This is a genomic window from Shinella fusca (assembly GCF_014203155.1).
Lineage (GTDB): Bacteria > Pseudomonadota > Alphaproteobacteria > Rhizobiales > Rhizobiaceae > Shinella > Shinella fusca.
On record NZ_JACHIK010000002.1, the window covers coordinates 136280 to 158813 of the forward strand.

General features: G+C 66.7%; 16 protein-coding genes. 9 read left to right on the plus strand and 7 right to left on the minus strand.

Going from position 1 to position 22534, the window contains the following annotated elements; translation table 11 throughout:
• Positions 1-6 precede the first annotated feature (6 nt).
• Complete coding sequence (locus tag HNQ66_RS02970; protein WP_184140688.1) at positions 7-717, plus strand: YczE/YyaS/YitT family protein; 711 nt, start codon at positions 7-9, stop codon at positions 715-717.
• Between the two features lie 49 nt (positions 718-766).
• Here the strand turns inward: HNQ66_RS02970 and HNQ66_RS02975 are convergent, their stop codons facing one another.
• From HNQ66_RS02975 to HNQ66_RS02980, 3 genes are read right to left on the minus strand one after another with little or no spacing between them, the layout of a single operon-like run.
• Positions 767-2767: a beta-N-acetylhexosaminidase gene (locus HNQ66_RS02975; RefSeq protein ID WP_380777963.1), complete on the minus strand. Its 2001-nt coding sequence runs from the start codon at positions 2765-2767 to the stop codon at positions 767-769.
• A gap of 7 nt (positions 2768-2774) precedes the next feature.
• Complete coding sequence (locus tag HNQ66_RS23490) at positions 2775-3245, minus strand: GNAT family N-acetyltransferase (protein ID WP_380777965.1); 471 nt, start codon at positions 3243-3245, stop codon at positions 2775-2777.
• A 40-nt stretch (positions 3246-3285) separates the two neighbouring features.
• A complete protein-coding gene (locus HNQ66_RS02980; protein ID WP_184140692.1) occupies positions 3286-4611 on the minus strand; it encodes an MFS transporter in 1326 nt (441 codons plus the stop codon).
• Positions 4612-4870: 259 nt separating this feature from the next.
• Between HNQ66_RS02980 and cyoA the strand changes: the two genes are divergently transcribed.
• From cyoA to HNQ66_RS03005, 5 genes are all read left to right on the plus strand, one after another.
• The gene (cyoA, locus tag HNQ66_RS02985; protein WP_184140694.1) at positions 4871-5974 is read left to right on the plus strand and encodes a ubiquinol oxidase subunit II; all 1104 of its coding nucleotides are present in this window, start codon (positions 4871-4873) and stop codon (positions 5972-5974) included.
• Positions 5975-6058: 84 nt separating this feature from the next.
• Positions 6059-8062: a cytochrome o ubiquinol oxidase subunit I gene (gene cyoB, locus HNQ66_RS02990; protein ID WP_184140696.1), complete on the plus strand. Its 2004-nt coding sequence runs from the start codon at positions 6059-6061 to the stop codon at positions 8060-8062.
• Positions 8063-8066: 4 nt separating this feature from the next.
• The gene (cyoC, locus tag HNQ66_RS02995) at positions 8067-8687 is read left to right on the plus strand and encodes a cytochrome o ubiquinol oxidase subunit III (RefSeq protein WP_184140698.1); all 621 of its coding nucleotides are present in this window, start codon (positions 8067-8069) and stop codon (positions 8685-8687) included.
• Complete coding sequence (gene cyoD, locus HNQ66_RS03000) at positions 8684-9070, plus strand: cytochrome o ubiquinol oxidase subunit IV (RefSeq protein ID WP_184140700.1); 387 nt, start codon at positions 8684-8686, stop codon at positions 9068-9070. The genes cyoC and cyoD overlap by 4 nt, the downstream gene beginning before the upstream one ends.
• 37 nt (positions 9071-9107) lie before the next feature.
• Positions 9108-9830: an SURF1 family protein gene (locus HNQ66_RS03005; protein WP_184140702.1), complete on the plus strand. Its 723-nt coding sequence runs from the start codon at positions 9108-9110 to the stop codon at positions 9828-9830.
• A 194-nt stretch (positions 9831-10024) separates the two neighbouring features.
• Here HNQ66_RS03005 and HNQ66_RS03010 read toward each other — a convergent pair whose 3' ends face one another.
• Positions 10025-11035, minus strand: a complete 1011-nt coding sequence (locus HNQ66_RS03010; protein ID WP_184140704.1) for an AraC family transcriptional regulator — start codon at positions 11033-11035, stop codon at positions 10025-10027.
• Between the two features lie 203 nt (positions 11036-11238).
• Between HNQ66_RS03010 and HNQ66_RS03015 the strand changes: the two genes are divergently transcribed.
• Genes HNQ66_RS03015 through HNQ66_RS03025 form a run of 3 tightly spaced genes read left to right on the plus strand, consistent with a single transcriptional unit; the run spans position 11239 to position 15673 of the window.
• Positions 11239-13440 carry a TonB-dependent siderophore receptor gene (locus tag HNQ66_RS03015; protein WP_184140706.1) on the plus strand — a complete coding sequence of 734 codons (2202 nt, stop codon included), beginning with the start codon at positions 11239-11241 and terminating at the stop codon, positions 13438-13440.
• A 41-nt stretch (positions 13441-13481) separates the two neighbouring features.
• Positions 13482-14585, plus strand: coding sequence for an ABC transporter substrate-binding protein (locus HNQ66_RS03020; protein ID WP_246434154.1), 1104 nt, complete (start codon positions 13482-13484; stop codon positions 14583-14585).
• Between the two features lie 8 nt (positions 14586-14593).
• Positions 14594-15673 (plus strand): siderophore-interacting protein, encoded by a 1080-nt coding sequence (locus HNQ66_RS03025; RefSeq protein ID WP_184140708.1) that lies wholly within the window; start codon positions 14594-14596, stop codon positions 15671-15673.
• Positions 15674-15680: 7 nt separating this feature from the next.
• On the opposite strand, the gene HNQ66_RS03030 is transcribed toward HNQ66_RS03025, so the two are convergent.
• The 3 genes from HNQ66_RS03030 to mprF form a co-directional block, all read right to left on the minus strand.
• Positions 15681-18383 (minus strand): sensor histidine kinase, encoded by a 2703-nt coding sequence (locus HNQ66_RS03030; protein WP_184140711.1) that lies wholly within the window; start codon positions 18381-18383, stop codon positions 15681-15683.
• 141 nt (positions 18384-18524) lie between these two features.
• Positions 18525-19916 (minus strand): virulence factor family protein, encoded by a 1392-nt coding sequence (locus tag HNQ66_RS03035; protein WP_184140713.1) that lies wholly within the window; start codon positions 19914-19916, stop codon positions 18525-18527.
• A complete protein-coding gene (gene mprF, locus HNQ66_RS03040) occupies positions 19913-22510 on the minus strand; it encodes a bifunctional lysylphosphatidylglycerol flippase/synthetase MprF (protein WP_184140715.1) in 2598 nt (865 codons plus the stop codon). The genes HNQ66_RS03035 and mprF overlap by 4 nt, the downstream gene beginning before the upstream one ends.
• Positions 22511-22534: the final 24 nt, after the last annotated feature.

The following is a 22534-nucleotide window of genomic DNA, read 5'->3' on the forward strand; positions in this document are numbered from 1 at the left end:
GAAACCATGGCACATCGTCCGGCGGAAGCCGATATCGTCGACACCGGCAGCCTTACCCGGCGCTGGATCATGTATGTACTGGGCATCTACATCCTGACGCTGGGCGTGAGCCTTGCGATCCGGGCGGGTGTCGGCATCTCGCCGCAGAGCAGCCTGACGCGCACCATGACGCTCGTCTACACGCCGCTCAGCCAGGGCACCTACAACTTCATGCTGGAACTGCTGATGCTGTTCCTGACCTACCTGGTGCTGCCGAAGGACTTTAAGCTGAAGAACTTCGCGGCCCTGATCCCGGCCTTCGTTCTGGCCGTGTTCCTCGACCTCAACCTCAAGCTCACCGAGTTCATCGCGCTGGAGGATTACTATTACCGGGTCGCGCTTCTGGTCTTCGCCGATGCGGCGCTCGCCTTCGGCCTCTTCCTGATGATCCGCGCCAACCTCGTGCTGATGCCGATCGACATGTTCGTCAACACGATCTTCAAGCGCACCGGCTGGAAGTGGGGCAACATCAAGACAGGCTTCGACTGCACGCTGCTCGTCATCTCCGCGCTGATCGGCCTTGCCTTCCTCGGCGAGATCAAGTTCATCCGCGAGGGCACGATCCTCAACGCCATCCTCGTCGGCCAATACATCAAGCTCTATTTCTTCCTCTACAGGAAATTGAGCGCGAGGAACGCGGCGCCGGCTGCGGGCAACCTCGAAGCCGCCGCGGAATAGGCGGTGGGCATCGGAACCGAAATGCGAAGGCGCCCCTTGCGGGCGCCTTTCAGTGTCCGGAAGATCCGTAAAGCACCGGCATCAGGCCGGCAGCGGCCTTGAAGCGGCTCCAGGACTTGCGCCCGGGCAGCGTCCATCCGGTCTCGGCGACGGCGGAAAGGCGCGGGAAGACGAGGCGGTCGAAGACCGCGCGTTCCTTCATCGCCTCCGACCAGATGCAGGCCTGCACGCCGAGCAGCCTTTCCTTCTGGGAAGCGCTCCAGCCCGCGACGGGATCGAAGGCGTAGGTCGCCTCCGGCGTCGAGGAGCCGGCCCAGCTTGCGCCCGGCTCGGCCCAGTCGGGGCTCATGGCCATGTCGAGGTAATAGGCCTGTCCCGGCGTGACGACGATCCGGTAGCCTTCCCCGGCAAGCGTGGCGGAGACCTCTCCGTCGCGCCAGCCGCACAGATAGGTCGTCTCCCTGTCGAAGGCATTGCCGTGCGCGGCCTCCTGCCAGCCGCCGGTGACGCATCCTTCGGCGGCGAGGAACGTCTGGATGCGCTTGAGGAAGATTGCCTGCAACGCTGCCGCGCCGGAGCCCTCGATGTCCTCGGCAAGGTGCGACTGGCTGACGGCGTTCAGCCGCCGCGCATGGGCTTCGGCCATTGCGGGGCCGCCGATAGCGCGCAGCCTTTCGAGCGCTTCCGGGGAGCCGGACCATGCTGCGAGCGGCACTTCGTCCGCCCCGATATGGATGGTCCTGAAGGGGAAGAGGTCGATGACCTCACGGAAGATCGCCTCCAGCACCTCGTAGGTCTTTTCGCGCGCAGGGTTGAGGCAATTGTCGGGAAAGCCCTGCACGGACTGGTAGCCGCCTTTCTCCTGCGGGTCGCGCAGTTCCGGGATCGCCTGCTGGAGGGCGTGGCTGTGGCCGGGCACGTCGATCTCCGGCACGATCTCGATGCCGAAGCCTGCCGCATGGGCGACGATGTCGCGCACCGCCGCCTTGCTGTAATAGCCGCCGCTCCTTTCCGGGCCGGTGCCGAGCAGGGGCGGGATGGCAAGGCCATGGCCGCGCCACGCGCCGATGGCGGCAAGCGCCGGATAGGCGTCGATCTCGATGCGCCAGGCCTCGTCGTCGGAAAGATGCCAGTGGAAGCGGTTCACCTTGTTCCAGGCGAGGACGGAAAGCAGCTTCCTGATCTCGGCGCTCGCGTAGAACTGCCGCGCGGTATCGAGGAGGAGGCCGCGCCAGGCCATGGCGGGCGCGTCGCCGATCGTTCCCTCCCGGGGAAAACCGTAGGCCGAGGGAAAATGATGCGCGCCGCGCCAGATCTGGCCGAGCGTGACGAGGCCGTAGAGGAGACCCGTCCGGGTGGACGCCGATACCGCGACCGAGGCCGGCGCGAAGGCGATCTCGTAGGCTTCCGCGCCGAACCCTTCGCGGCAATGCAGATGAACCGGCCGGCCGCCTTCCTCCTCCGGCCGCACGATGCCCTCGACGGCGAAGAGGTCGTCGGTGAGCCGGGCGAAGGCTTCCGCGGCCGCCTCCGCTTCACGCCCCTCGGTGATGAGGGCAAGGCCGGCCGGCGCGCCGGCAAGGCTGCTGACGGAGACGGCGTTGGGCCAGGGAATGACCGCGATGGGCGCGGGCGGGGCGGCGGGAACGGGAAAGGGCTCCGCGCCGCGCTTGGGCGGCGTATTGCGGCCGGCGAATTTCGTGGCGGCGGTGGCAAGGGCGAGGGTGGAGCCGTCGGCAAGCACGAGATAGGCCCCGCGCGCGCCGTCCGTCCAGTGCTGGAAGGCCCAGCCGAGATCGTGCAGCGTGACCGTCCAGGTCGCGCCGGGTGCGAGGATGAAACCCTGCGGCGGGAGGAGCTCCACGAAGGTCGAGAATATCCGGCCGATGGTCCCGCCCTCGGCTTTTGCCGTCGGGGCGATCTGGCCGGGGCCGCTGAAGCAGAGCCGGAAGCCGGCAAGCGCTTCCCCCGATGTGTTCGCAAGGCTGAGGCGATAGGCCATTGCCCTGTCGCCGCCGGCCGGAACGAACGTGGTTTCGAGGGCGGGCATGGCGTTCTCAGATGTCGAGCATGCCGGCATAGATGCCGGGCGCGGAATCGGGGATCGGCATGGCGCCGACCGTCTTCTCGTAGAAGGCGGAGGGGCCAACGTCGCCGATGATCGCATAGGCATAGCCCATCGCCTTGAGGTCGAAGAGGCTGGCGAGCAGGAGAGCATGGCCGATGCCGAGCCCGCGTGCGCCTTCCTCGACGCCGGTCGGGCCGAAGAAGCCGCGGGCGATCGCCTCGTGGCAGGCAAAGCCGACGAGCCTGCCGGCGCGGGTGGCGACGAAGGCGCTCGGCGGCTGGCGCGTCAGCGCGACGGACATCTCGCTCGCCCAGCCCCTGCCGAAGGTCGCGGCGATCCAGTCGGTGACGAGGCCGGCCTCGGGCGCGAGCGGCCGGCGGATCGTCACCCCGGCCTCCGCCATGCGCGCGTCGAGCGCCGGCGCGGGGGCAAGGCGCGTAAGGTTGACGAGATAGTCCAAGGAGAACCTCCGCTCGGGGGCATCCGCCCCCGGATACTGCCTAATGCTGGTCGAGCACCCGCGTCAGGGTGAGCGCGGCGATGGTGCAGATCGCGCCGGAGATCAGGTAGCCGCCGATGAAGATGATGCCGAAGCTGGAGGCAAGGCCGAGCGCCACGAGCGGGGCGAAGGCCGCGCCGACGAGCCAGGCGAGGTCCGAGGTCAGCGCCGCGCCGGTATAGCGGTAAGGCTGCGTGAAGCGCGAGGAGACGGCGCCCGAGGACTGGCCGAAGGTAAGGCCGAGGATGAAGAAGCCGATCAGGATATAGGCGTCCTGCCCCTTGCCGCCGGCATCCAGCAGGAAGGGCGCGGAGAAGGAGAAGATCGCGATGAGGATCGCGCCGGCCATCAACTGGTTGCGCCGGCCGATCCGGTCGGCGAGGATACCGGACAGCACGATGCCGATCGCGCCGACGCCGGCGCCCGCCACCTGCACCCAGAGGAATTCTGCCGCCGACTGGCCGCCCTTGAGGGTGACCCAGGAGAGCGGGAAGATCGTGACGAGATGGAACATCGCGAAGCTGGCGAGCGGCACGAAGGCGCCGAGCACGACGTCGATCGCGTGCTTGCTCAGCATTTCGAAGATCGGCCGCGGCTCCAGCTCCTGTGCTTCCATGGCGGCGCCGAATTCCTTGCTGGCGACGATGCGAAGGCGCGCGAAGAGCGCCACGACGTTGATCGCGAAGGCGACGAAGAAGGGATAGCGCCAGCCCCAGGCGAGGAAATCGGCCTCGGAAAGGTTGCTGACGAAATAGCCGAAGAGGATGCTGGCGAGCGCGAAGCCGAAGGGCGCGCCGAGCTGCGGGATCATCGCGTACCAGCCGCGGTGGTTGGGGGGCGCGCTGAGGCTGAGGAGCGAGGCGAGCCCGTCCCACGCCCCGCCGAGCGCGAAGCCCTGCCCCAGCCGGAAAAGTGCGAGCAGCGCCACGGCCCAGTAGCCGATCGTCTCGTAGCCCGGCAGGAAGGCGATGGAGGCGGTCGAGCCGCCGAGGATGACGAGCGCGACCGTCAGTTTCGTGCCGCGGCCATAGTTGCGGTCGATCCACATGAAGATGAAGGAGCCGACCGGCCGGGCGAGGAAGGCGAGGGGGAAGAGCGCGAAGGCCATCAGCGTGCCGGCCACCGCACTCGGCGCGAAGGGGAAGATGAGCTTCGGGAAGACGAGGATGGAGCCGAGGCCGTAGACGAAGAAATCGAAGAATTCCGAGGTGCGGCCGATAACCACGCCGATGGCGACGCTGCCCGGCGACAGCGGCTTGCCGTCCGCATGCATGCGGCGGGCGTCCCGTTCCAGGCCTGACGAAGTGGGATTAGCGACCGAACTCATGAATTTCTCCGAGCGATGTGCGCCATGTCGTTCAAGTGTTGACTATTCGGCGTCGAATATCAAGAATTGGCTTGTACATTCGAGCGTCGCCCGACGACGGCGCCCTACGCATCTGGGCTAGTACAAATCCGCCCCGGCGGACAGCCCCCGACGTCTTGCCGCGGTGCGACACAATGCTGCGCTGCGACGAACCACCTCATTTCCAAGTGCGACAGCGCCCGCTTAATGCCGACTAGACAGAACGCAAGTCGAGGCCGAAATGCCGAAGCCATTCAGTTTAGCCCGAATCTCGATCGTCCTTCCCCTCATGCTCGCGACCTTGTCCGGATGCGACATGGTCGTCATGGCGCCCTCCGGCGATATCGCGGTGCAGCAGCGGGACCTGATCGTCATCTCGACGGTGCTGATGCTGCTGATCATCGTGCCGGTGATCTGCCTCACGCTGTTCTTCGCCTGGCGCTACCGCCAGTCCAACAAGGCGGCGACCTACGATCCGGAATGGCACCATTCCACGGGCCTTGAGGTCATCATCTGGTCGGCGCCGCTCGCCATCATCATCGCGCTCGGCGCCATCACCTGGGTCAGCACCCACAAGCTCGATCCCTACCGGCCGCTCGACCGCATCGATGCCGCCCGCCCGGTGAGCGGCGAAGTCAAGCCGATCACCGTCGAGGTGGTGGCGCTCGACTGGAAGTGGCTGTTCTTCTACCCCGATTACGGCATCGCCACGGTCAACGAGATGGCCGCGCCCGTCGACGTGCCGATCAATTTCAAGCTCACCGCCTCCTCGGTGATGAACTCCTTCTACGTGCCCGCGCTCGCCGGCATGATCTACACCATGCCCGGCATGGAGACGAAGCTGCATGCCGTGATCAACAAGGCCGGCGACTACGAGGGCTTCTCGTCCAACTACAGCGGCGACGGCTTTTCCCACATGCGCTTCAAGTTCCACGGGCTCGACCAGGCCGGCTTCGACCAGTGGGTCGCGCAGGTCAAGCAGAACGGCACGGCGCTCAACCGCGACGCCTACCTCAAGCTGGAAAAGCCGAGCGTCAAGGAACCCGTGCGCTACTACGCCTCGGTCGATGACGGGCTCTACGAGGCCGTGCTCAACATGTGCGTGCGCGAAGGCCAGATGTGCATGAAGGACATGATGCATATCGACATGATGGGCGGTGCCGGCGTCGAGAGCCAGGAGAACAGGGCGAAGCTCCAGCACGACAACCGCCATGCCGACCAGGCGTCCGGGGAAGGGGGAACGGCCGCGACCTTCCCCGACACCGGCAATCCCTCGCACAGCGAGGAACCGGCTGAAGGCGTCGAGGAGCCGGCCACGATGAACCACGACGGGCACCAGATGTAACAGCTCTCCATGTCCGCCGGCCCCGGCGGGCACCCCGGACCCGCGGTCCCGCGGGCTGCAATGGAAACGATATTGGACGATCCCATGTTCGGTAATACCAGCCTCACGCACTTCCTCTTCGGGCGGCTCTCCTGGGAAGCGATCCCCTACCACGAGCCGATCCTCGTGGTGACCTTCGCGGTCGTGGCGCTCGGGGGCCTCGCCCTCCTTGCCCTCATCACGAAGTACAGGCTCTGGGGCTATCTCTGGCACGAATGGTTCACCAGCGTCGATCACAAGAAGATCGGCATCATGTACATCATCCTCGCCATCATCATGCTGCTGCGCGGCTTTTCCGATGCCGTCATGATGCGCATCCAGCAGGCCATCGCCTTCAACGGCAGCGAAGGCTACCTGCCGCCCCACCACTACGACCAGGTCTTCACCGCCCATGGCGTGATCATGATCTTCTTCGTGGCGATGCCCTTCGTCACCGGCTTCATGAACTATGTCGTGCCCTTGCAGATCGGCGCGCGCGACGTCTCCTTCCCGTTCCTCAACAATTTCTCCTTCTGGATGACGACGGCCGGCGCGATCATCATCATGATGTCGCTCTTCGTCGGCGAGTTCGCGCGCACCGGCTGGCTTGCCTATCCGCCGCTCTCGGGTGCGGCCTACAGCCCCGGCGTCGGCGTCGACTATTACATCTGGGGCCTGCAGGTGGCGGGCGTCGGCACGACGCTGTCGGGCATCAATCTCATCGCGACCATCGTGAAGATGCGCGCGCCCGGCATGACCTTCATGAAGATGCCGGTCTTCACCTGGACCTCGCTCTGCACGAACATCCTGATCGTCGCCACCTTCCCCATCCTGACGGCCACGCTCGCGCTGCTCTCGCTCGACCGCTATGTCGGCACGAACTTCTTCACGAACGACCTCGGCGGCAACCCGATGATGTATATCAACCTCATCTGGATCTGGGGCCATCCGGAGGTCTACATCCTCGTGCTGCCGGCCTTCGGCATCTTCTCCGAGGTGGTGGCGACCTTCTGCGGCAAGCGCCTCTTCGGCTATGCCTCGATGGTCTATGCGACCTGCGTGATCATGATCCTGTCCTATCTCGTGTGGCTGCACCACTTCTTCACGATGGGCTCGGGTGCATCGGTCAACGCCTTCTTCGGCATCACCACGATGATCATCTCGATCCCCACGGGCGCGAAGATGTTCAACTGGCTCTTCACCATGTATCGCGGACGCATCCGCTACGATGTGCCGATGCTGTGGACCGTCGGCTTCATGGTGACCTTCGTCATCGGCGGCATGACGGGCGTGATGCTGGCCATCCCGCCAGCCGACTTCGTGCTGCACAATTCGCTCTTCCTCATCGCCCACTTTCATAACGTCATTATCGGCGGCGTGCTGTTCGGCCTGCTTGCGGGCGTCAACTACTGGTTCCCGAAGGCCTTCGGCTACCGGCTCGATCCCTTCTGGGGCAAGCTGAGCTTCTGGTTCTGGCAGATCGGCTTCTTCGTCGCCTTCATGCCGCTCTACGTGCTCGGCCTCATGGGCGTCACGCGCCGCGTCTCGCAGTTCGAGGACCCTTCGCTGCAGATCTGGTTCATCATCGCCGCCGTCGGCGCCTTCCTGATCGCGCTCGGCATCCTCGCCTTCATCGTCCAGCTCGTCGTCAGCTTCCTGCGCCGCGATGAGCTGCGCGATACGACGGGCGATCCGTGGGACGGCCGCACGCTGGAATGGTCGACTTCCTCGCCGCCGCCGGACTACAACTTCGCCTTCACGCCCGTCGTGCACGATCACGACAGCTGGTACGACATGAAGAGCCGCGGCTACGAGCGCCCGCTGACCGGCTTCAGGCCGATCCACATGCCGAAGAACACCGGCACGGGCATCATCCTCGCCGGCATCAGCACCGTGCTTGCCTTCGCGCTGATCTGGTACATCTGGTGGCTGGCCGCCCTCTCCTTCATCGCGATCGTCGCGGTCTCGATTGGCCACACCTTCAACTATCACCGCGACTTCTTCATTCCCGCCGATACCGTGGTGGCGACGGAAGAAGCCCGCACCAAGACGCTTGCAGAACGGACCTGAGCCCATGAGCGCGACCCAAGTCCAGGAAACCGAAAAGCCGCAGTTCTACCTGACGGAAGAACACCATCCGGAAAACAGCACCATGCTGGGCTTCTGGATCTACCTGATGAGCGACTGCCTGATCTTCGCCGTGCTCTTCGCGACGCACGGCGTGCTCGGGCGCAGCTATGCGGCAGGCCCGTCGCCAGCCGACCTGTTCGACCTCGGCCTCGTCGCCTTCAACACGGCGATGCTGCTCCTGTCCTCCATCACCTACGGCTTCGCCATGCTGCAGATGGAGCGGGGCGCGAAGATGGAGACGCTGGTGTGGCTCGCCGTCACGGGCCTCTTCGGCGCGACCTTCCTCGGGGTGGAGCTTTACGAGTTCCATCACCTCATCCTCGAAGGGGCGGGCCCGACGCGCTCGGCGTTCCTCTCCTCCTTCTTCACGCTGGTCGGCACGCACGGCCTCCACGTCACCTTCGGCACGATCTGGCTGATCACGCTGATGATGCAGGTGGGCAAGCATGGCCTCACCCCCGAGAACCGCCGCCGCCTGATGTGCCTTTCCATGTTCTGGCACTTCCTCGACGTCATCTGGATCGGCGTCTTCTCCTTCGTCTATCTCCTGGGAGTCCTCGGATGAGCCACGAAAGCGCCTCTGAAGCACATCACGCCCACAGCCACGGCCACGAGGCCGGGCACGGCTCGTTCAAGGGCTACATGACCGGCTTCATCCTGTCGGTCATCCTGACGGCCATTCCCTTCTGGCTCGTCATGGCGGGCGTGCTGGAAAGCAAGCTGCTGACGGCCGTGCTCGTCATGGGCATCGGCGTCGTGCAGATCCTCGTGCACATGATCTACTTCCTGCACATGAACCCGCGCTCGGAAGGCGGCTGGACGCTGATGGCGCTGATCTTCACGCTCATCATCGTCGGCATCGCGCTCGCCGGCTCCCTCTGGGTCATGCATCACCTCAACGCCAACATGATGCCGATGACCCAGGAGATGATGAAGAACATGCCCTGACGGGGCGGGACGATGACGATGGACGTGATGCTGTAGCATGCCCCAGCCCGCTTCCCGCCGCCGGCGCCTCATCGCCTTCCTCGTCCTTCTCGTCGCCGTCTTCCTCGCGCTCGGCACATGGCAGGTCCAGAGGCTTTTCTGGAAGCTCGATCTCATTGCCCGGGTGGAAGCGCGGATTCACGCCGCGCCGGTGCCGGCTCCTTCGAGCAACGAATGGGGCGGCGTGAATGCGCGGGACGACGAATATCGCCGCGTCATCGCGACCGGGTTCTTCGAACACGACAAGTCCGTCCTCGTGCAGGCGGTGACGGCGCTCGGCGCCGGCTTCTGGGTGGTGACGCCGCTGCGCCTTGCCGACGGGTCGGCGATCCTCGTCAACCGGGGCTTCGTGCCCGCCGACAAGCGCGATCCGGCCGCGCGCCTGGCAAGCGAGATCGCCGCCGGCCCCGTCACGGTGACGGGCCTTCTGCGCATCACGGAGCCTGGCGGCGCGTTCCTGCGCTCCAACGATCCGGCGCATGACCGGTGGTACTCCCGTGATGTCGCCGCCATTGCCGCGGCCGAAGGGCTTTCCGATGTCGCGCCTTATTTCATCGATGCGGATGCGACGCCCAATCCGGGCGGCCTTCCCCTCGGAGGCCTCACGGTCGTCGCCTTCCGCAACAGCCACCTCGTCTACGCGCTGACATGGTATGCGCTGGCCGCCATGAGTGCGTTCGGCGTCTACCGCATCCGCCGCCTCGCTGATCGCTCGTCGTGAAAAAAAGAAGCCCCGCACGAAGCGGGGCAGCGAGCGCCACGGTTTGGCTCCCAATGACGCGGGGAAGCTCGCGGGTTGCGCGAGTGATATCCAACTAGGGTTTCGCCGGGGCACAGGGAAGGTCTGATTCGGCGAATCCGGTACGGTTGTGCAAATAAACTTTCAGGCAGCCGTCGCGGCTTGCGCCGTGCCCTTCAGGAAAGGCCCGTGCGCCGGACGGCGGTCGGCACGATGCCGAAGCGGCGGCGGAAGGCGGTGGCGAAATTGGCGGGGCTGGTATAGCCGGCGATGGCGCTCGCCTCCTGTACCGTGGCCTCGCCGCGGCCGAGGGCGGTGAAGGCGCGCTCAAGCCGCACGTTGCGCACATAGTCGAAGACACTACGGCTCTCGGCGGCGCGGAAGAGGCGCTGCAGGCCGCTCGCGCTGATGCCCGCCTCGCGGGCGATCGCCTCCACGCTCATCGGCTCGCCGGCATGGGCCTCGACGAAATCCTTCGCCCGCTGCAGGCAGACGGCGTCCTGGCGGGTCAGCGTCGCGCCGCCGGCCTCGCGGCGGTCGGACCGCAGCACCGCCGCCATGGTCTCGGCCACCAGTTCGACGGCCCGGCCTTCCAGATAGAGGTCGCGCAGTTCGGGAACGAGCGGGGAGGGCGAGAAGATCTGCCGCACGAGGTCGATCATGCGCGGGGTCAGCGTCCAGCGGTGCTCGGCAAGATGGTTGCGCAGCAGCCGGGCGCCGCCTGTCCCGTCCGTGACGGCTTCGAGCGCGTCGCGGTGCAGCCATTCGGGCGTTGCCGACACCACGAGATGGCGAAGGTGCTGGCGCCCGCGGGAGGCGCGGGCGAAATGCTCCGGGCAGGAATTCACGATGGCCACGCCTTCGGCAAGGCCCCCTTCGCCATGGAAGGCGAAGCGCCGGCCGCCGATCGCAAGATCGACGCTGCCCTCCAGGAAGAAGATGCAGGAGAGCTCTTCCGGCAGGAGCGAGGTGGCGGTGAAGGCCCGCTCCTCGATGGCGTCGCTGACATGCAGCAAGAGGCCGCGGCGCAGTTCCCGGTGCAGGAACGCGCCCTTCATCAGCGTATCGTCGGGGGAAAGCCGCTCCTCCGGGCTTTCGAGCGCAATGCCTTCGTGGCGCATGAAATCGCGCACGCGAAGATGGCCTGCGTCGGCCCGGTTTCCGGCATCGCCGCTTGCGGCTGCCATTGCTTTCCCTTCTGTTGCGTTTCCCGACCCGGGGTGGAGATTTCCCGTCGCGCAAAGGCATCTGCGCGTTCCGCAAAGGAACCGGCGTTGCCGGCCGTGCGAATGTTGCCCTAGGAATAACTTAACTTGATTAACAAGGTCAAGTTATTGCAGAAGGCAGGGACGTTGGGGTCGTGAACATGAATTTGGGACAGGAAACGGCGATGAGGAGGGCAGGGCGCCGGCGGCTTTGGCTCGCCTCGACGGTGGCGCTCGCGGTGGGCGCGGCGGCGGGGCCGCTGTCGGCGCAGGATGCGGCGACGACGGAGCTTCAGGCCGTCACCGTGGACAATGCCGGCGACAATGCGAAAGGCCCCGACCGCGGCATCGTCGCCAGGCGCAGCCTCAGCGGCTCGAAGACGGACACGCCGCTGCGCGAGACGCCGCAGGCTGTCAGCGTCGTCACGCGTGACGAGATCGATGCGCGCGGTGCAAACTCCGTCCGCGAGGCGCTTCGCTACACGCCCGGCGTCATGGCGGAGGCCAATGGCGACGACGTGCGCGGCGGCTGGATGTGGATCCGCGGCTACAATGCCTATGCCCGGCTCTGGCTCGATGGCCTCGCCATGGCGGGGGATACGGAGGGATATGCCTCCACCCCGATCAATTCCTATGCGCTGGAGCGCGTCGAGGTGATCAAGGGACCGTCCTCGGTCCTCTACGGGCAGACATTGCCCGGCGGCCTGGTCAACCAGGTCAGCAAGCGGCCGCAGACCGACGCCCATAACGAGGTGGAGGTGACGACGTCGTCCCTCGGCGGCATCCAGACCTCGGTGGATTTCACCGGGCCGGTCGGTGCCGACAGCGATTGGTCCTATCGTCTCGTCGGGCAGGCGCGCGACCTCGGCAGCCAGATCGACGAGGAGCGCAACAGGCAGCTCATGCTGCTGCCGAGCCTCACCTGGTCGCCCGACGAGGACACCTCGCTTACCCTCTACGGCTTCTATCAGAAGGTGAACCCGAAGAATTTCAGCGGGCGCTTCTATCCGGCCTTCGGCACGCTGATACAGAACCCGGCCGGGCAGATACCGACCAGCACCCATATGGGTGACTATCTCTCCAATGCGAACGAGTTCGACGCCAATCTCTATACGGCCGGCTACGAGTTCTCGCACAATCTCACCGAAGACCTGACCTTCCGGCAGAACCTGCGCTACAGCCATGCCGACCAGAACATGTTCCTGGCCGTCGTGAATCCGGCCTGGACATGGACGACGAAGCCGCCTTCGGGCACCACGCTCGGCCGCGTCGTCTCTGCGTCCGACGACAGGCTGTCGTCCATCGATATCGACAACCAGCTCGAAGCGCGCTTCGATACCGGCGCGCTGGACCATACGATGCTGTTCGGGCTCGAATACATGCATCTCAAGTCCGATCGGTATTTCGGCAGCGCGAAGATAACCAGCCAGGATTACCTCAACCCTGTCTACGGCGGCACCTATGCCTTCCCGGCCTGGACGACCTCCAGGGTATCCGAGCAGGACCAGATCGGCGCCTATATCCAGGATCAGGTCCGCTACGACGGCTGGCTGGCGACGCTCGGCCTTCGCTACGACCATTCGGAGATCACGACGACAGACCGCATAAAGAATGTCACCTACGAGAACGAGGACGGCGCGCTTTCGGGCCGGGCCGGGCTTGCCTATCTCTTCGACAACGGCCTGACGCCCTATGCGAGCTTCTCCACGTCGTTCCTGCCGACGATCGGTGCCGACGTCGACGGCGATCCTTACAAGGCGCAGGAATCGCAGCAGTTCGAGGCAGGCATCAAGTACGAGCCGGAGGGCGAGCGCGGCATGATCGGCGTCTCGGTCTTCGACCTGACGCTGGAGAATGCGCTGACGCCCGTCTACAGCGGCACGGGCACCACGCTCGGCTATGTCCAGACCGGCGAGCAGCGCATCCGCGGCCTCGAGATCGAGGGCAAGTACGAGCTGACGCCGGAACTGGACCTGATCGCCTCCTATGCCTATTCCGACTCCAAGGTGCTGGAGACGAATATCGCAACGCAGGTCGGGCAGGACATGCTCCGCGTGCCGAGGCATCAGGGCGCCCTCTGGGTGCAGTACCGGCCGGAATGGGCCGAGGGCCTGTCGCTGAGCGCGGGCGTTCGCGCCATGTCGTCCTACCATACCGACACGACCTATCTGGATGCGCTCAGGATCCCGGGCCTCGCGCTCGTCGATATCGGCGCGCAGTTCGACCTCGGCGCCCTGAACAAGGACTTTTCCGGAACGACGCTGCGCCTCAACGTCTCCAACCTGTTCAACGAGGTCTATGTCGTCCAGTGCACCAACGATATGGGCGGAAGCTGCAACTACGGCCCGGGCCGGACCGTCATGGCAAGCCTGAAATACGAATGGTGAGCTTGTTGACGCGATTTCCGTCGATGAAGAGAGCCGGCGGCATGCCGCCGGTCCTCCGTTTCCTGATGGTGGCCGCGGCCCTCGTGCTGGCGTGGTCCATCCCGGCGCGGGCGGAGATCGTGCTGTCCGACGCGGCGGGGCGTACCGTCCGCCTCGCCGGGCCCGCGCACCGCATCGCCACGAACGAAAGCCTCATCCTCATCTCGCTCGCCCTCGTCGACGCCGATCCCGTCGCGCGCATCGCGGGCTGGGCCGCGCCGCAGCGCATCGACCGCGGCATGTACGAGACCTACCGCCGCCGCTTTCCCGCCATCGACGCGATCCCGGCCGTCGGCGCCGTTTTGCCCGGGAAAACCTCCGTCGAGGCAATCCTGTCCGTCAAGCCGGACCTCTTCGTCGTCTCCATCTGGGAGGCCGGCTGGAACGAGACGGCGGCGACGCTGGAGGCGGCCGGCGTGCCGGTTCTCTTCCTCGACGGGCCGGTGAACGACGGCAAGGGGCCGGCCGAGACGACGGCCTTTTCCGTGGAACTGCTGGCCAAGGCCGTCGGGCGGGAGGAGAAGGGCAGGGCCTACGGCGATTTCGTGCGGGCGCGCTACAAGCGCATCACGGACAGGACCGCCGCCCTTTCCCCGGTCTCCGTCCTCGTCGACGCCCATGCGGGCGCCACCTGCTGTTCGACGCCGGGCAGCGGCAACCGGATGACGGAGGCGCTGCGCCTTGCCGGCGGGAAAAGCATCGGCGCGGATGTGCCGGGCTATGACGGCCGGCTGAGCCCGGAATTCGTGCTCGGGGCGGATCCGTCGGTCTATATCGCGACCGGCGGCCCGCATCTTGCCGCCCAGGGCGGCCTCGTTCTCGGCGGCGGCATCGACCGGGCTTCGGCGGAAAGATCCTTCGACGGCATTCTCGGGGAAGGAATGCGCGACGCGCTGACGGCGGTGCGCAGCGGGCGGGCCCATGCGGTTTCGCACCAGCTCTCCATCTCCGTCGTCAATATCCTCGTCTTCGAGTGCTTCGCCAAGTGGCTGCATCCCGACGTCTTTTCCGATGTCGACCCCGCCGCGACGCTCGCCGAAATCAACGACCGTTTCCTGGCGGTGCCGCTCGAAGGCACGTTCTGGATCGACCACGAAACCGAATAGGACGCCGCATGCAAGGCAGACACTATACCGCTCAGGCCCGCATCGCCCTCCGCGATCCCGATCCCGTCATCGCGGAATTCTGCGAGCACATGACCGAGCATAATGCCGTGGTGAGCGCCGGCCCGACCGGCCCGCTGCTGCGCATGGGCGGGATCAGCGCGCAGTTTTCCCGCGCCGGGGGTGAAACGGTGGTGGAAGTCGCCGCGCCGGACCTCGAAGGCCTCTATCTCGCCCGCATGTCGGTGGCCTCGCATATCCTGGAATTTGCCGGGGACGACCCGCCGGAGATCGCCTGGACGGGCGACGGCGGCGAGATCGTCCGGCCGCCGAATTTCCAGATTCTTCAGGTCGTCGGCTGTCGGCAGGTGACGCCGCACATGCGCCGGCTGACCCTTTCCGGCGAGAACGTCGCGCGCTTTGCCGGGCTCGATGCGCTGCACCTCAACCTGATGGTCCAGCGCCCGGAGGCCGCCGAGCCGCAATGGCCTCGCGTCGGGGCGAACGGTGTGATCGCCTGGGACAATCCGGATCTGCGCCCTCTCATGCGCAAATATACCGTGCGCAGCGTCGATCTTGCCGCCGGCACGCTCGACATCGATTTCGTGCTGCATGCCGATGCCGGGCCGGGCTCGGCCTTTGCCGAACGCGCCGCGGTCGGCGACCGTGTCGGGGTGGTGGGGCCGGGCGGCGGTGGCCTTGCTGCGGCCGACTGGTATCTTTTCGCCGGCGACGAGACGGCGCTTCCGGCCATCGCACGGATGCTGGAGCACCTGCCGGCCGATGCGCGCGGCCTTGCCTTCATCGAAGTCGCCGATGCGGCGGAGATCCAGGCGCTCGCCGGGCCGGCCGGCATTGCCGTTGAATGGCTCCTGCGCGACGGCCGGCCGGCGGGCGGCACCAGTCTTCTTGCCGATGCGGTGCGCGCCGCCGCCTTTCCGGCGGAGGGCGGCAAGGTCTATGTCTGGGCCGGCTGCGAATTCGAGGCTTTCCGGGCGATCCGCAGCCATGTGCGGCAGGAACGAGGGCTTGCCGGCAGCGAGCACCTCGTCGTCTCCTACTGGCGGCGCGGCACTCCCGAGAGCGAGTAGGCCTCGCTCATTTCGCCTTCTCGGCCTTTGTCCTGTCTCCGATCGGGAAACGGATGACGATGCGCGTGCCCTTCTTCTTCACGGCGGGGCTTTCGGCATGGATGCGCCCGCCCATCGCCTCCACGAAGCCGCGCGCGATGGAAAGGCCGAGCCCCGTGCTCTGCTGCGTGCGGCCGTCCGGCTTGCCACGGCGGTGGAACTTGTCGAAGATGCGGTCGATGTCGGCCGGCGCGATGCCCTTGCCGAGGTCGGTGACCGAGATCAGCACGTCCGTCCCGTCGCGCCGCGCATAGACGTTGACCGGCTCCTCGCCGCCATATTTCACGGCATTGTCGAGCAGGTTGAAGAGCACCTGGCCGAGCAGCACGCTATCGCCCTCGATGGGCGGCAGGTCGGGAGCGATCCCCGTCTCGATGACCTTGCCCGGATAGTATTTGCGCGCCCGCTCGACGGCCGAGTGGATGAGTTCGGAGACGTCGATCCAGTCGCTCTTCGGCTTCAGCGTGCCCGATTCGATGCGCGTCATGTCGAGGAGGTTGGAGACGAAGCGGTTCATGCGGCTTCCTTCCTCCTCGATCGAGCGCAGCAGTTCGTCGCGTTCCTCTGCCGTCGTATCGGCGGCCGGCTGGCGCAGGCTCCGGACGGCGGAAAGGATGGTGGCGAGCGGCGTGTGCAGGTCGTGCGAAACGGAGGAAAGCAGCGCCTCGCGGTAGCGCTCGCCTTCGAGGCGCGCGGCCTGCGTCACGCTTTCGTCGGAAAGCCGCGCCCGGTCGAGGGCGATGGCCGTCTGGTCGAGGATGGCGGTCAGCGCCCGTTCGGCGTTGAGGTCGAGGCGCTCGTCGGAATGCTCGATGCCGCAGACGCCGACCAGCCCGTGCGGGCCCATCAGCGGACGGAACTCGAAGCGGCTCGCCGGCAGCGTTCCCGTGCCGAAGCCCGCCGGCTCCTGCTTGTCGCGCGTCCAGCGCGCGGCGGTGAAATCGGTGGCGTCGAGATCGGTATCCGGCGGCCAGACGGCGGCGACCTTGAGGTCGCCCTTCTCCGGGACCAACAGCGCGACGTTGCGCTTGAGGCTGGCCTGGAGATAGGAGACCGCGAGCCAGATCGCATCGTCCCCGGTCGCGGTCGTCGCGAGCTTGCGGGAGAAATCGTAGAGCGATTGCAGGGCGGCGGCGCGCACGCGCGAAACTTCCGCCTGTTCCTTGATGCGTGAGGCGAAGCTGCCGGCGATCACCGCCACGGACACGAAAACGACGAGCGCGAAGACCTCGTGCGGCGCGGTGATCGTGAAGGTGTGCAGCGGGTCGATGAAGAGGAAGTTGTAGGCGAGCGCCGAAAGAAGCGCGGCGATGAAGGCCGAGGCATAGCCGCCGACCACCGCTGCGCCGAGCACGGCGAGCAGGAAGAGCAGCGAGATGTTCGGCAGTTCGGCGAACTGGTAGACGAGCTTGCCCGCCACCGCCGTCACGCCGACGAGGCCGGCCGCGACCAGCGCGGCATGGCGCAGTGAAGCGATGCTGACGGCCGGAAGGGCGGCAGCCGGCATGGCCGGCTTGTCCGCCTTCTCGGGCGTCACGAAATAGACGCCGAGGCCGCTGGCGCGGCGCGACAGCGCATCCGGCAGGGAGCGGGAGAAGAACCGCATCCAGCCCCGCTGGCGCCGGGCGCCGATGACGATCTGCGTGGCGTGCTCGCGCCGCGCGAGCTTCAGGATCTCCTCGACGAAATCCGTGCCGGCCACCCGGCGCGTCTCCGCACCCAGTTGTTCGGCCAGCCGGAACAGCGCCTCGATGCGCTGCAGGCGCTCCGGCGTTTCTTCTTCACGGTCCGCCCGCTCGATGGAGACGACGAGCCAGGGCGCGTGGAGGCCTGTGGCGAGCCGCGCGGCGACGCGCAGCACCTTTTCCGAAAGATCGTCCGGCCCGACGCAGACCAGGAGCCGCTCGCCGGCCGCCCACGGGCCCTCGATAGCATTCTGGCGGAGGTAGTCGACCATCTGGTCGTCGACCCGGTCGGCGGTGCGGCGCAGCGCAAGTTCCCGCAGTGCCGTCAGGTTGCCGAGGCGGAAGAAACGGTCGACGGCGCGGCTGATGCTTTCCGGCAGGTAGACCTTGCCTTCCTTCAGCCGTTCGATCAGCTCGGTCGGCGGCAGGTCGACCAGCACGATCTCGTCGGCCTTCTTCAGGACGAGGTCCGGCACGCGCTCGCGCACCGTCACGCCGGTGATCTGCGCCACGATGTCGGCGAGGCTTTCGAGATGCTGGATGTTGAGGGCCGTCCACACGTCGATGCCGGCGGCAAGCAGTTCCTCGACGTCCTGGTAGCGCTTGGGATGGCGGCTCGCCTCCGGGTTGGAATGGGCAAGCTCGTCGACGAGCACGATGCGCGGATGCCGGGCGAGCGCGCCGTCGAGGTCGAATTCCTCCAGCACCTTCTCGCCCTGGACGACCTTGCGGCGCGGCAGCACTTCGAGCCCGTCGAGAAGGGCGGCCGTCTCGCTGCGGCCATGCGGCTCGACGAGACCGACGACGATATCCACGCCCTCGGCCTTGAGTTTGCCGGCGCGCGTCAGCATGGCGTAGGTCTTGCCGACGCCGGGCGCGGCGCCGAGGAAGACGGTCAGCTTGCCGCGCTGCTCCTTTTCGGCGGCGCCGGCGGGCATTGCATCGGTGTCGGGTTTGCGATCGTCGTCACGGTCGTCGTCCGCCATACTTTCTCTCATGTTCCGCACGGCCTGCGCTGTCCAAGCTGTAGCATGTTCGCGCGCAGTTCGCCGATGATTCCGAAAGACGGCTTTCTATACGGTTTTCCCCCCGTTCCGCCATGCCTGTTTCAGGCGGTCTTTTTCCCGCTATTTTTCAAGCCGCCGCTTGAGACCTTCGATGATGCGGGTCGCGAGCGTGTCATAGTCGCCGTCGAAGTGGTGGCCGCCCTTGATGCGGATGGATTCGACGCCCGATGCCTTCAGCGTCGGGCAGGGATCGTCGTCCTCCTCCGAGCCGTAGATGCATTGCACGTCCCCGGGATCGATCTTCGCGATGTCTTTGACGGGGTCTCCGCCCGCGCCGGCTCCGGCAACGCCCAGCCAGCCTGTCACGGAAACCTCGTAGTCGACCTGGCGGGAGAGCGCCATGAGCGTGACCTGCGGCACGCGGGCCCTGTCCTCCGGCGAAAGGAGGTTGTAGGTGGCCGGCATGATGTCCGCGCCGAAGGAATAGCCGACGAGCAGGACATGGCTCACGTTCCATTTCTTGCGGAACGTATCGATGATGCGCGCAAGGTCGTCCGCCGTCTCCTGCGGCTTGCGCTCGGACCAGAAGTAGCGCAGCGAATCGACGCCGACGACCGGAATGCCGCGCTGCTGGAGGGCGCCCGCCACCTCCTTGTCGATGTCGCGCCAGCCGCCGTCGCCCGAATAGACGACGGCCATCGTGTCGTAGGCCGGCGCCGCCTTGAGGATGGTGAGCGGCAGGCCGAGCGGGGAATCCGTGTCGCTTTCCGCATCCATCCGGTCGGCGAGGGCCTGCCCGAGGACGTCCCCGGCGGTTGCCGACGCATCGCGCACGTCGATGTCGGGATGGGCCTTCCTGAGCGCGGCGACATGGTCGCGGCCGTCCTGCGCCGCATCGGCGGTGAAGAGCACGGTGATCGCGGCGGGAAGCGGGCCGTCCGTCAGGCCGTAGACGGTGCGGCCGTCCGCTTTCGTCTTGGCGGCGGGCGTGCAGAGGATCCTGTCGAGGGCGATGCCGGCGTCGGGATCGACGGCGACGGCCTCGCCGACGGTCGCGGCCGGGCTCTGGGCGACCATGGCGAGCGCCAGCGCGCCGCCCTCGCCGATGCCGGCGACGATCGGCGGGTGGTAGCTCGTGGAGCCGCCCGCGCGCTGCACCTGATGGGCGAGCGATTCGATATCCGAGATCATGTAGACGCAGTCGTCGGACGCCTTGGGATCGTCGCTCTCGGTGTTGGCCTGCAGGGCCTTCAGATAGGCGGGCAGGTCGATGCCGATGACGGCGGCGCCCTTGTCGACGAGGGCGGCGGCCTGCTCGTCCTCTGCATCGCCCCATCCGTCCGCGCCGGAGATGAGGAAGATGCTCGCCTCCGGCGCATCGTCCGGCATCAGGATATGGCCGGGCGGGATCATGCCCGTGTCGAAGGTCTGCCCGCCATCATCGGCGGCCGCGGCAAGCGGCAGGAGGAGGGCGGCAAGCAGCCCGGCGGCGAGGCGAGGGGAAAATGTCATTTCGCAATCACTCCTTTGACGCCGCCGCCGATGAGGAAGGTCACGTCCATGAGGGCGAGCGCCGCGCCCGTTCCGTTCGATACCGCAAGATAGCGCGGCTCCCAGCGCGGATGGAATTTCGACTTGAAGGCGCGCAGGCCCTTGAAGTTGTAGAAGCGCTCGCCGTGCTCGAAGAGCGTTCCGCCGACCCGGTCCCAGACCGGGGCCGCTTCGCGCCGCGCCATGCCCGAGAGCGGCGCCATGCCGAGGTTGAACTGCCGGTAGCCCTCGGCCTTGAGGTATTCGAGGATGCTGGCGAAGAGGAAATCCATCGTGCCCTTCGGCGCCTCGGGGGCAAAGCGCATCAGGTCGACGGTGGCTTCGTGCCTGGTGTTCGTCACCATCAGCGTCGCGAAGGCGACGATCTTATCCTCCAGCCGCACGACGGCGACGGGCTGGGCGGCGACGTAGGCATCCTCGAAGGCACCGAGGGAGAAGGTCTTCTCCTTCGTCTCGTGCTCGGCGAGCCAGCCGTCCGAAATCGCCCGGAGATCGGCAAGGACGGCGTCGACCGCGCCCGGCGGCACGACGGAGAAAGTGAGGCCGTCGCGAAGGCCGCGGTTGTACGACTGGCGCAGGTTCGCAAAGCGGCTTCCCTTCATCTCGAAACCGGCGAGATCGATGACGGCGAGCTCCCCCAGCTTGAAGGCGCGCAGGCCCACATCCGCGCAGGCCGAAAGCAGCGGCGGCGAAATCTGGTAGAAGGCGGGCCGCCCGCCACCCGCGCGCGCCGCGCTGACGAACTGCCAGACGAGCTCGGGAAACTCCTCCTCCGCGCCGATCGGGTCGGCGAGCGCGATCCACGAGCGGCCGTGGATGCCGTACATGATGAAGGACCGGCCGGATGGGGAGAACAGCAGCCGCTTGTCGCCCATGCGCACGAGATTGGCGTCGGCGAGGTCCTGTTCCATGGTGATGGCGACGGCGCGCTCCAGTTCCTCCTTCGTCGGCCCTTCCGTGCGGAAATGCGCCGGGCGGAGCAGGCTGGAGAGCGCGAGCGCCGATGCGGCGATGGCAAGGCCGAGAAGCGCGCGCAGGCCGCGCGGGGCCTCCTCGGAGAATTCGAACTGCCACCACAGGTCATGGCCGTATTCGGTGTCGCGGTAGACGAAGAGCAGGATGACGAAGGCGGTGACGAGGATGACGCCGATGGCCGCGAGCCAGGAGGGGCCGAGCGTCTGGCGCAGCAGCGAGCTGTGCCGGTCGAAGGCGCGGGCATTGACGAGGAGCGCGACGATGAAGAGGGCGAGCAGCGCCGCCTCGAAGACGGCGATTGCCTTGAGGAAGGCGAAGGCGAAGGCGACCGCCGCGCCCCCGAGCGCCACCCACCAGGCCCCGTCCAGCCGCTGGCCGAGGCCGCGCGCGGCCACCACCAGCAGCAGGCCGAGGAGGCTGGAGAGGAAATGCGCGCCCTCGACGATGGGCAGCGGCAGGTAGGTTGCCAGCACGTCGAGGTCGGAATCGGGCGTCGGCACCACGCTGGAGAAGATCAGCATGGTGCCGAGCACCAGCGACAGCGTCGCGATCAGCGCCGGGGCCAGCTTGCCGGCAAGCTGCGCGGCCTCGGCCACGCGCGGGCGCAGGGTGAGCTGCCGCATTTCCGTGACGAGCAGCAGGATCGTCGAGAGGAGGAGCGGCAGGACGTAATAGATCAGCCGGTAGAGCACGAGGCTGCCGAGGAGCTGGTCGATGCTGATGACATTCGACAGGCCGGCCATGATGACCGCCTCGAAGACGCCGAGCCCGGCCGGTACATGGCTGAGGACGCCGAAGCCGATCGCCACCGCATAGACGGCAAGGAAGGTCGGCCAGCCGACATGGGTTTCCGGCAGGAGCACGTAGAGCACGGATGCGGCGGCGGCGATGTCCAGCGCCGAGACGAGGAACTGGCGGGAGGTGGTGCGGCTGTCGGGCAGGCGCAGGCTGAAGCCCCGGATATCGATTCCCTTGCCGGCGCGGCCGATGAAGAACACGGCCGCCAGGACGGCGAGAACGGCAAGGACGATGGCCCGCAGCCAGCCGGCGTCGATGCCGAGGATGCCGGCGACGCGCGGGGCGACGGCGAGGGTGGCGAGCGCGCTGACGGAGAGGAGCCCGAGGCCGAAGGAGAGCGTGACGAAGGCGATGACGCGGGCGATCTCGCCGGGCGAGAGGCCAAGCCGGGAATAGGCGCGGAAACGGATCGCCCCGCCGCTGAGCGGGCCGAAGCCGACGGTGTTGCCGACGGCATAGGCGATGAAGGCCGTGACGGCCACGGAGGGGAACGGCGTCCTGCGGCCGACATAGTCGATGGCGTTGACGTCGTAGAGGACGAGCGCGAAGAAGCTGAGGCCCGTAAAGAGGATCGCAAGGGCGATGGCGCTCCAGGACGTGTCGGAAAGCGCCGCCAGCACCTCGTCGTAGCGCACTTCGGCGGTGAGGCGGTAGACGCCCGAGGCGACGAGGGCGAAGATCAGCAGGCTGGCCGCACCCAGGATGTAAAACCGATAGGTCAGGAAGAACCGCACGATCAGCGCCGGCCGATCCTCGACAATCCCGTTATTCTCATTCGACATGGTTCGATCCGCGCTGGGCAACGG

Excerpts from the sequence above, each read along its gene's own strand:
- HNQ66_RS02970 (WP_184140688.1), top strand. The coding sequence starts at position 7 with ATGGCACATCGTCCGGCGGAAGCCGATATCGTCGACACCGGCAGCCTT.
- HNQ66_RS02975 (WP_380777963.1), bottom strand. The coding sequence starts at position 2,767 with ATGCCCGCCCTCGAAACCACGTTCGTTCCGGCCGGCGGCGACAGGGCA.
- HNQ66_RS02980 (WP_184140692.1), bottom strand. The coding sequence starts at position 4,611 with ATGAGTTCGGTCGCTAATCCCACTTCGTCAGGCCTGGAACGGGACGCC.
- cyoA (WP_184140694.1), top strand. The coding sequence starts at position 4,871 with ATGCCGAAGCCATTCAGTTTAGCCCGAATCTCGATCGTCCTTCCCCTC.
- cyoB (WP_184140696.1), top strand. The coding sequence starts at position 6,059 with ATGTTCGGTAATACCAGCCTCACGCACTTCCTCTTCGGGCGGCTCTCC.
- cyoC (WP_184140698.1), top strand. The coding sequence starts at position 8,067 with ATGAGCGCGACCCAAGTCCAGGAAACCGAAAAGCCGCAGTTCTACCTG.
- cyoD (WP_184140700.1), top strand. The coding sequence starts at position 8,684 with ATGAGCCACGAAAGCGCCTCTGAAGCACATCACGCCCACAGCCACGGC.
- HNQ66_RS03005 (WP_184140702.1), top strand. The coding sequence starts at position 9,108 with ATGCCCCAGCCCGCTTCCCGCCGCCGGCGCCTCATCGCCTTCCTCGTC.
- HNQ66_RS03010 (WP_184140704.1), bottom strand. The coding sequence starts at position 11,035 with ATGGCAGCCGCAAGCGGCGATGCCGGAAACCGGGCCGACGCAGGCCAT.
- HNQ66_RS03015 (WP_184140706.1), top strand. The coding sequence starts at position 11,239 with ATGAGGAGGGCAGGGCGCCGGCGGCTTTGGCTCGCCTCGACGGTGGCG.
- HNQ66_RS03020 (WP_246434154.1), top strand. The coding sequence starts at position 13,482 with ATGCCGCCGGTCCTCCGTTTCCTGATGGTGGCCGCGGCCCTCGTGCTG.
- HNQ66_RS03025 (WP_184140708.1), top strand. The coding sequence starts at position 14,594 with ATGCAAGGCAGACACTATACCGCTCAGGCCCGCATCGCCCTCCGCGAT.
- HNQ66_RS03030 (WP_184140711.1), bottom strand. The coding sequence starts at position 18,383 with ATGGCGGACGACGACCGTGACGACGATCGCAAACCCGACACCGATGCA.
- HNQ66_RS03035 (WP_184140713.1), bottom strand. The coding sequence starts at position 19,916 with ATGACATTTTCCCCTCGCCTCGCCGCCGGGCTGCTTGCCGCCCTCCTC.
- mprF (WP_184140715.1), bottom strand. The coding sequence starts at position 22,510 with ATGTCGAATGAGAATAACGGGATTGTCGAGGATCGGCCGGCGCTGATC.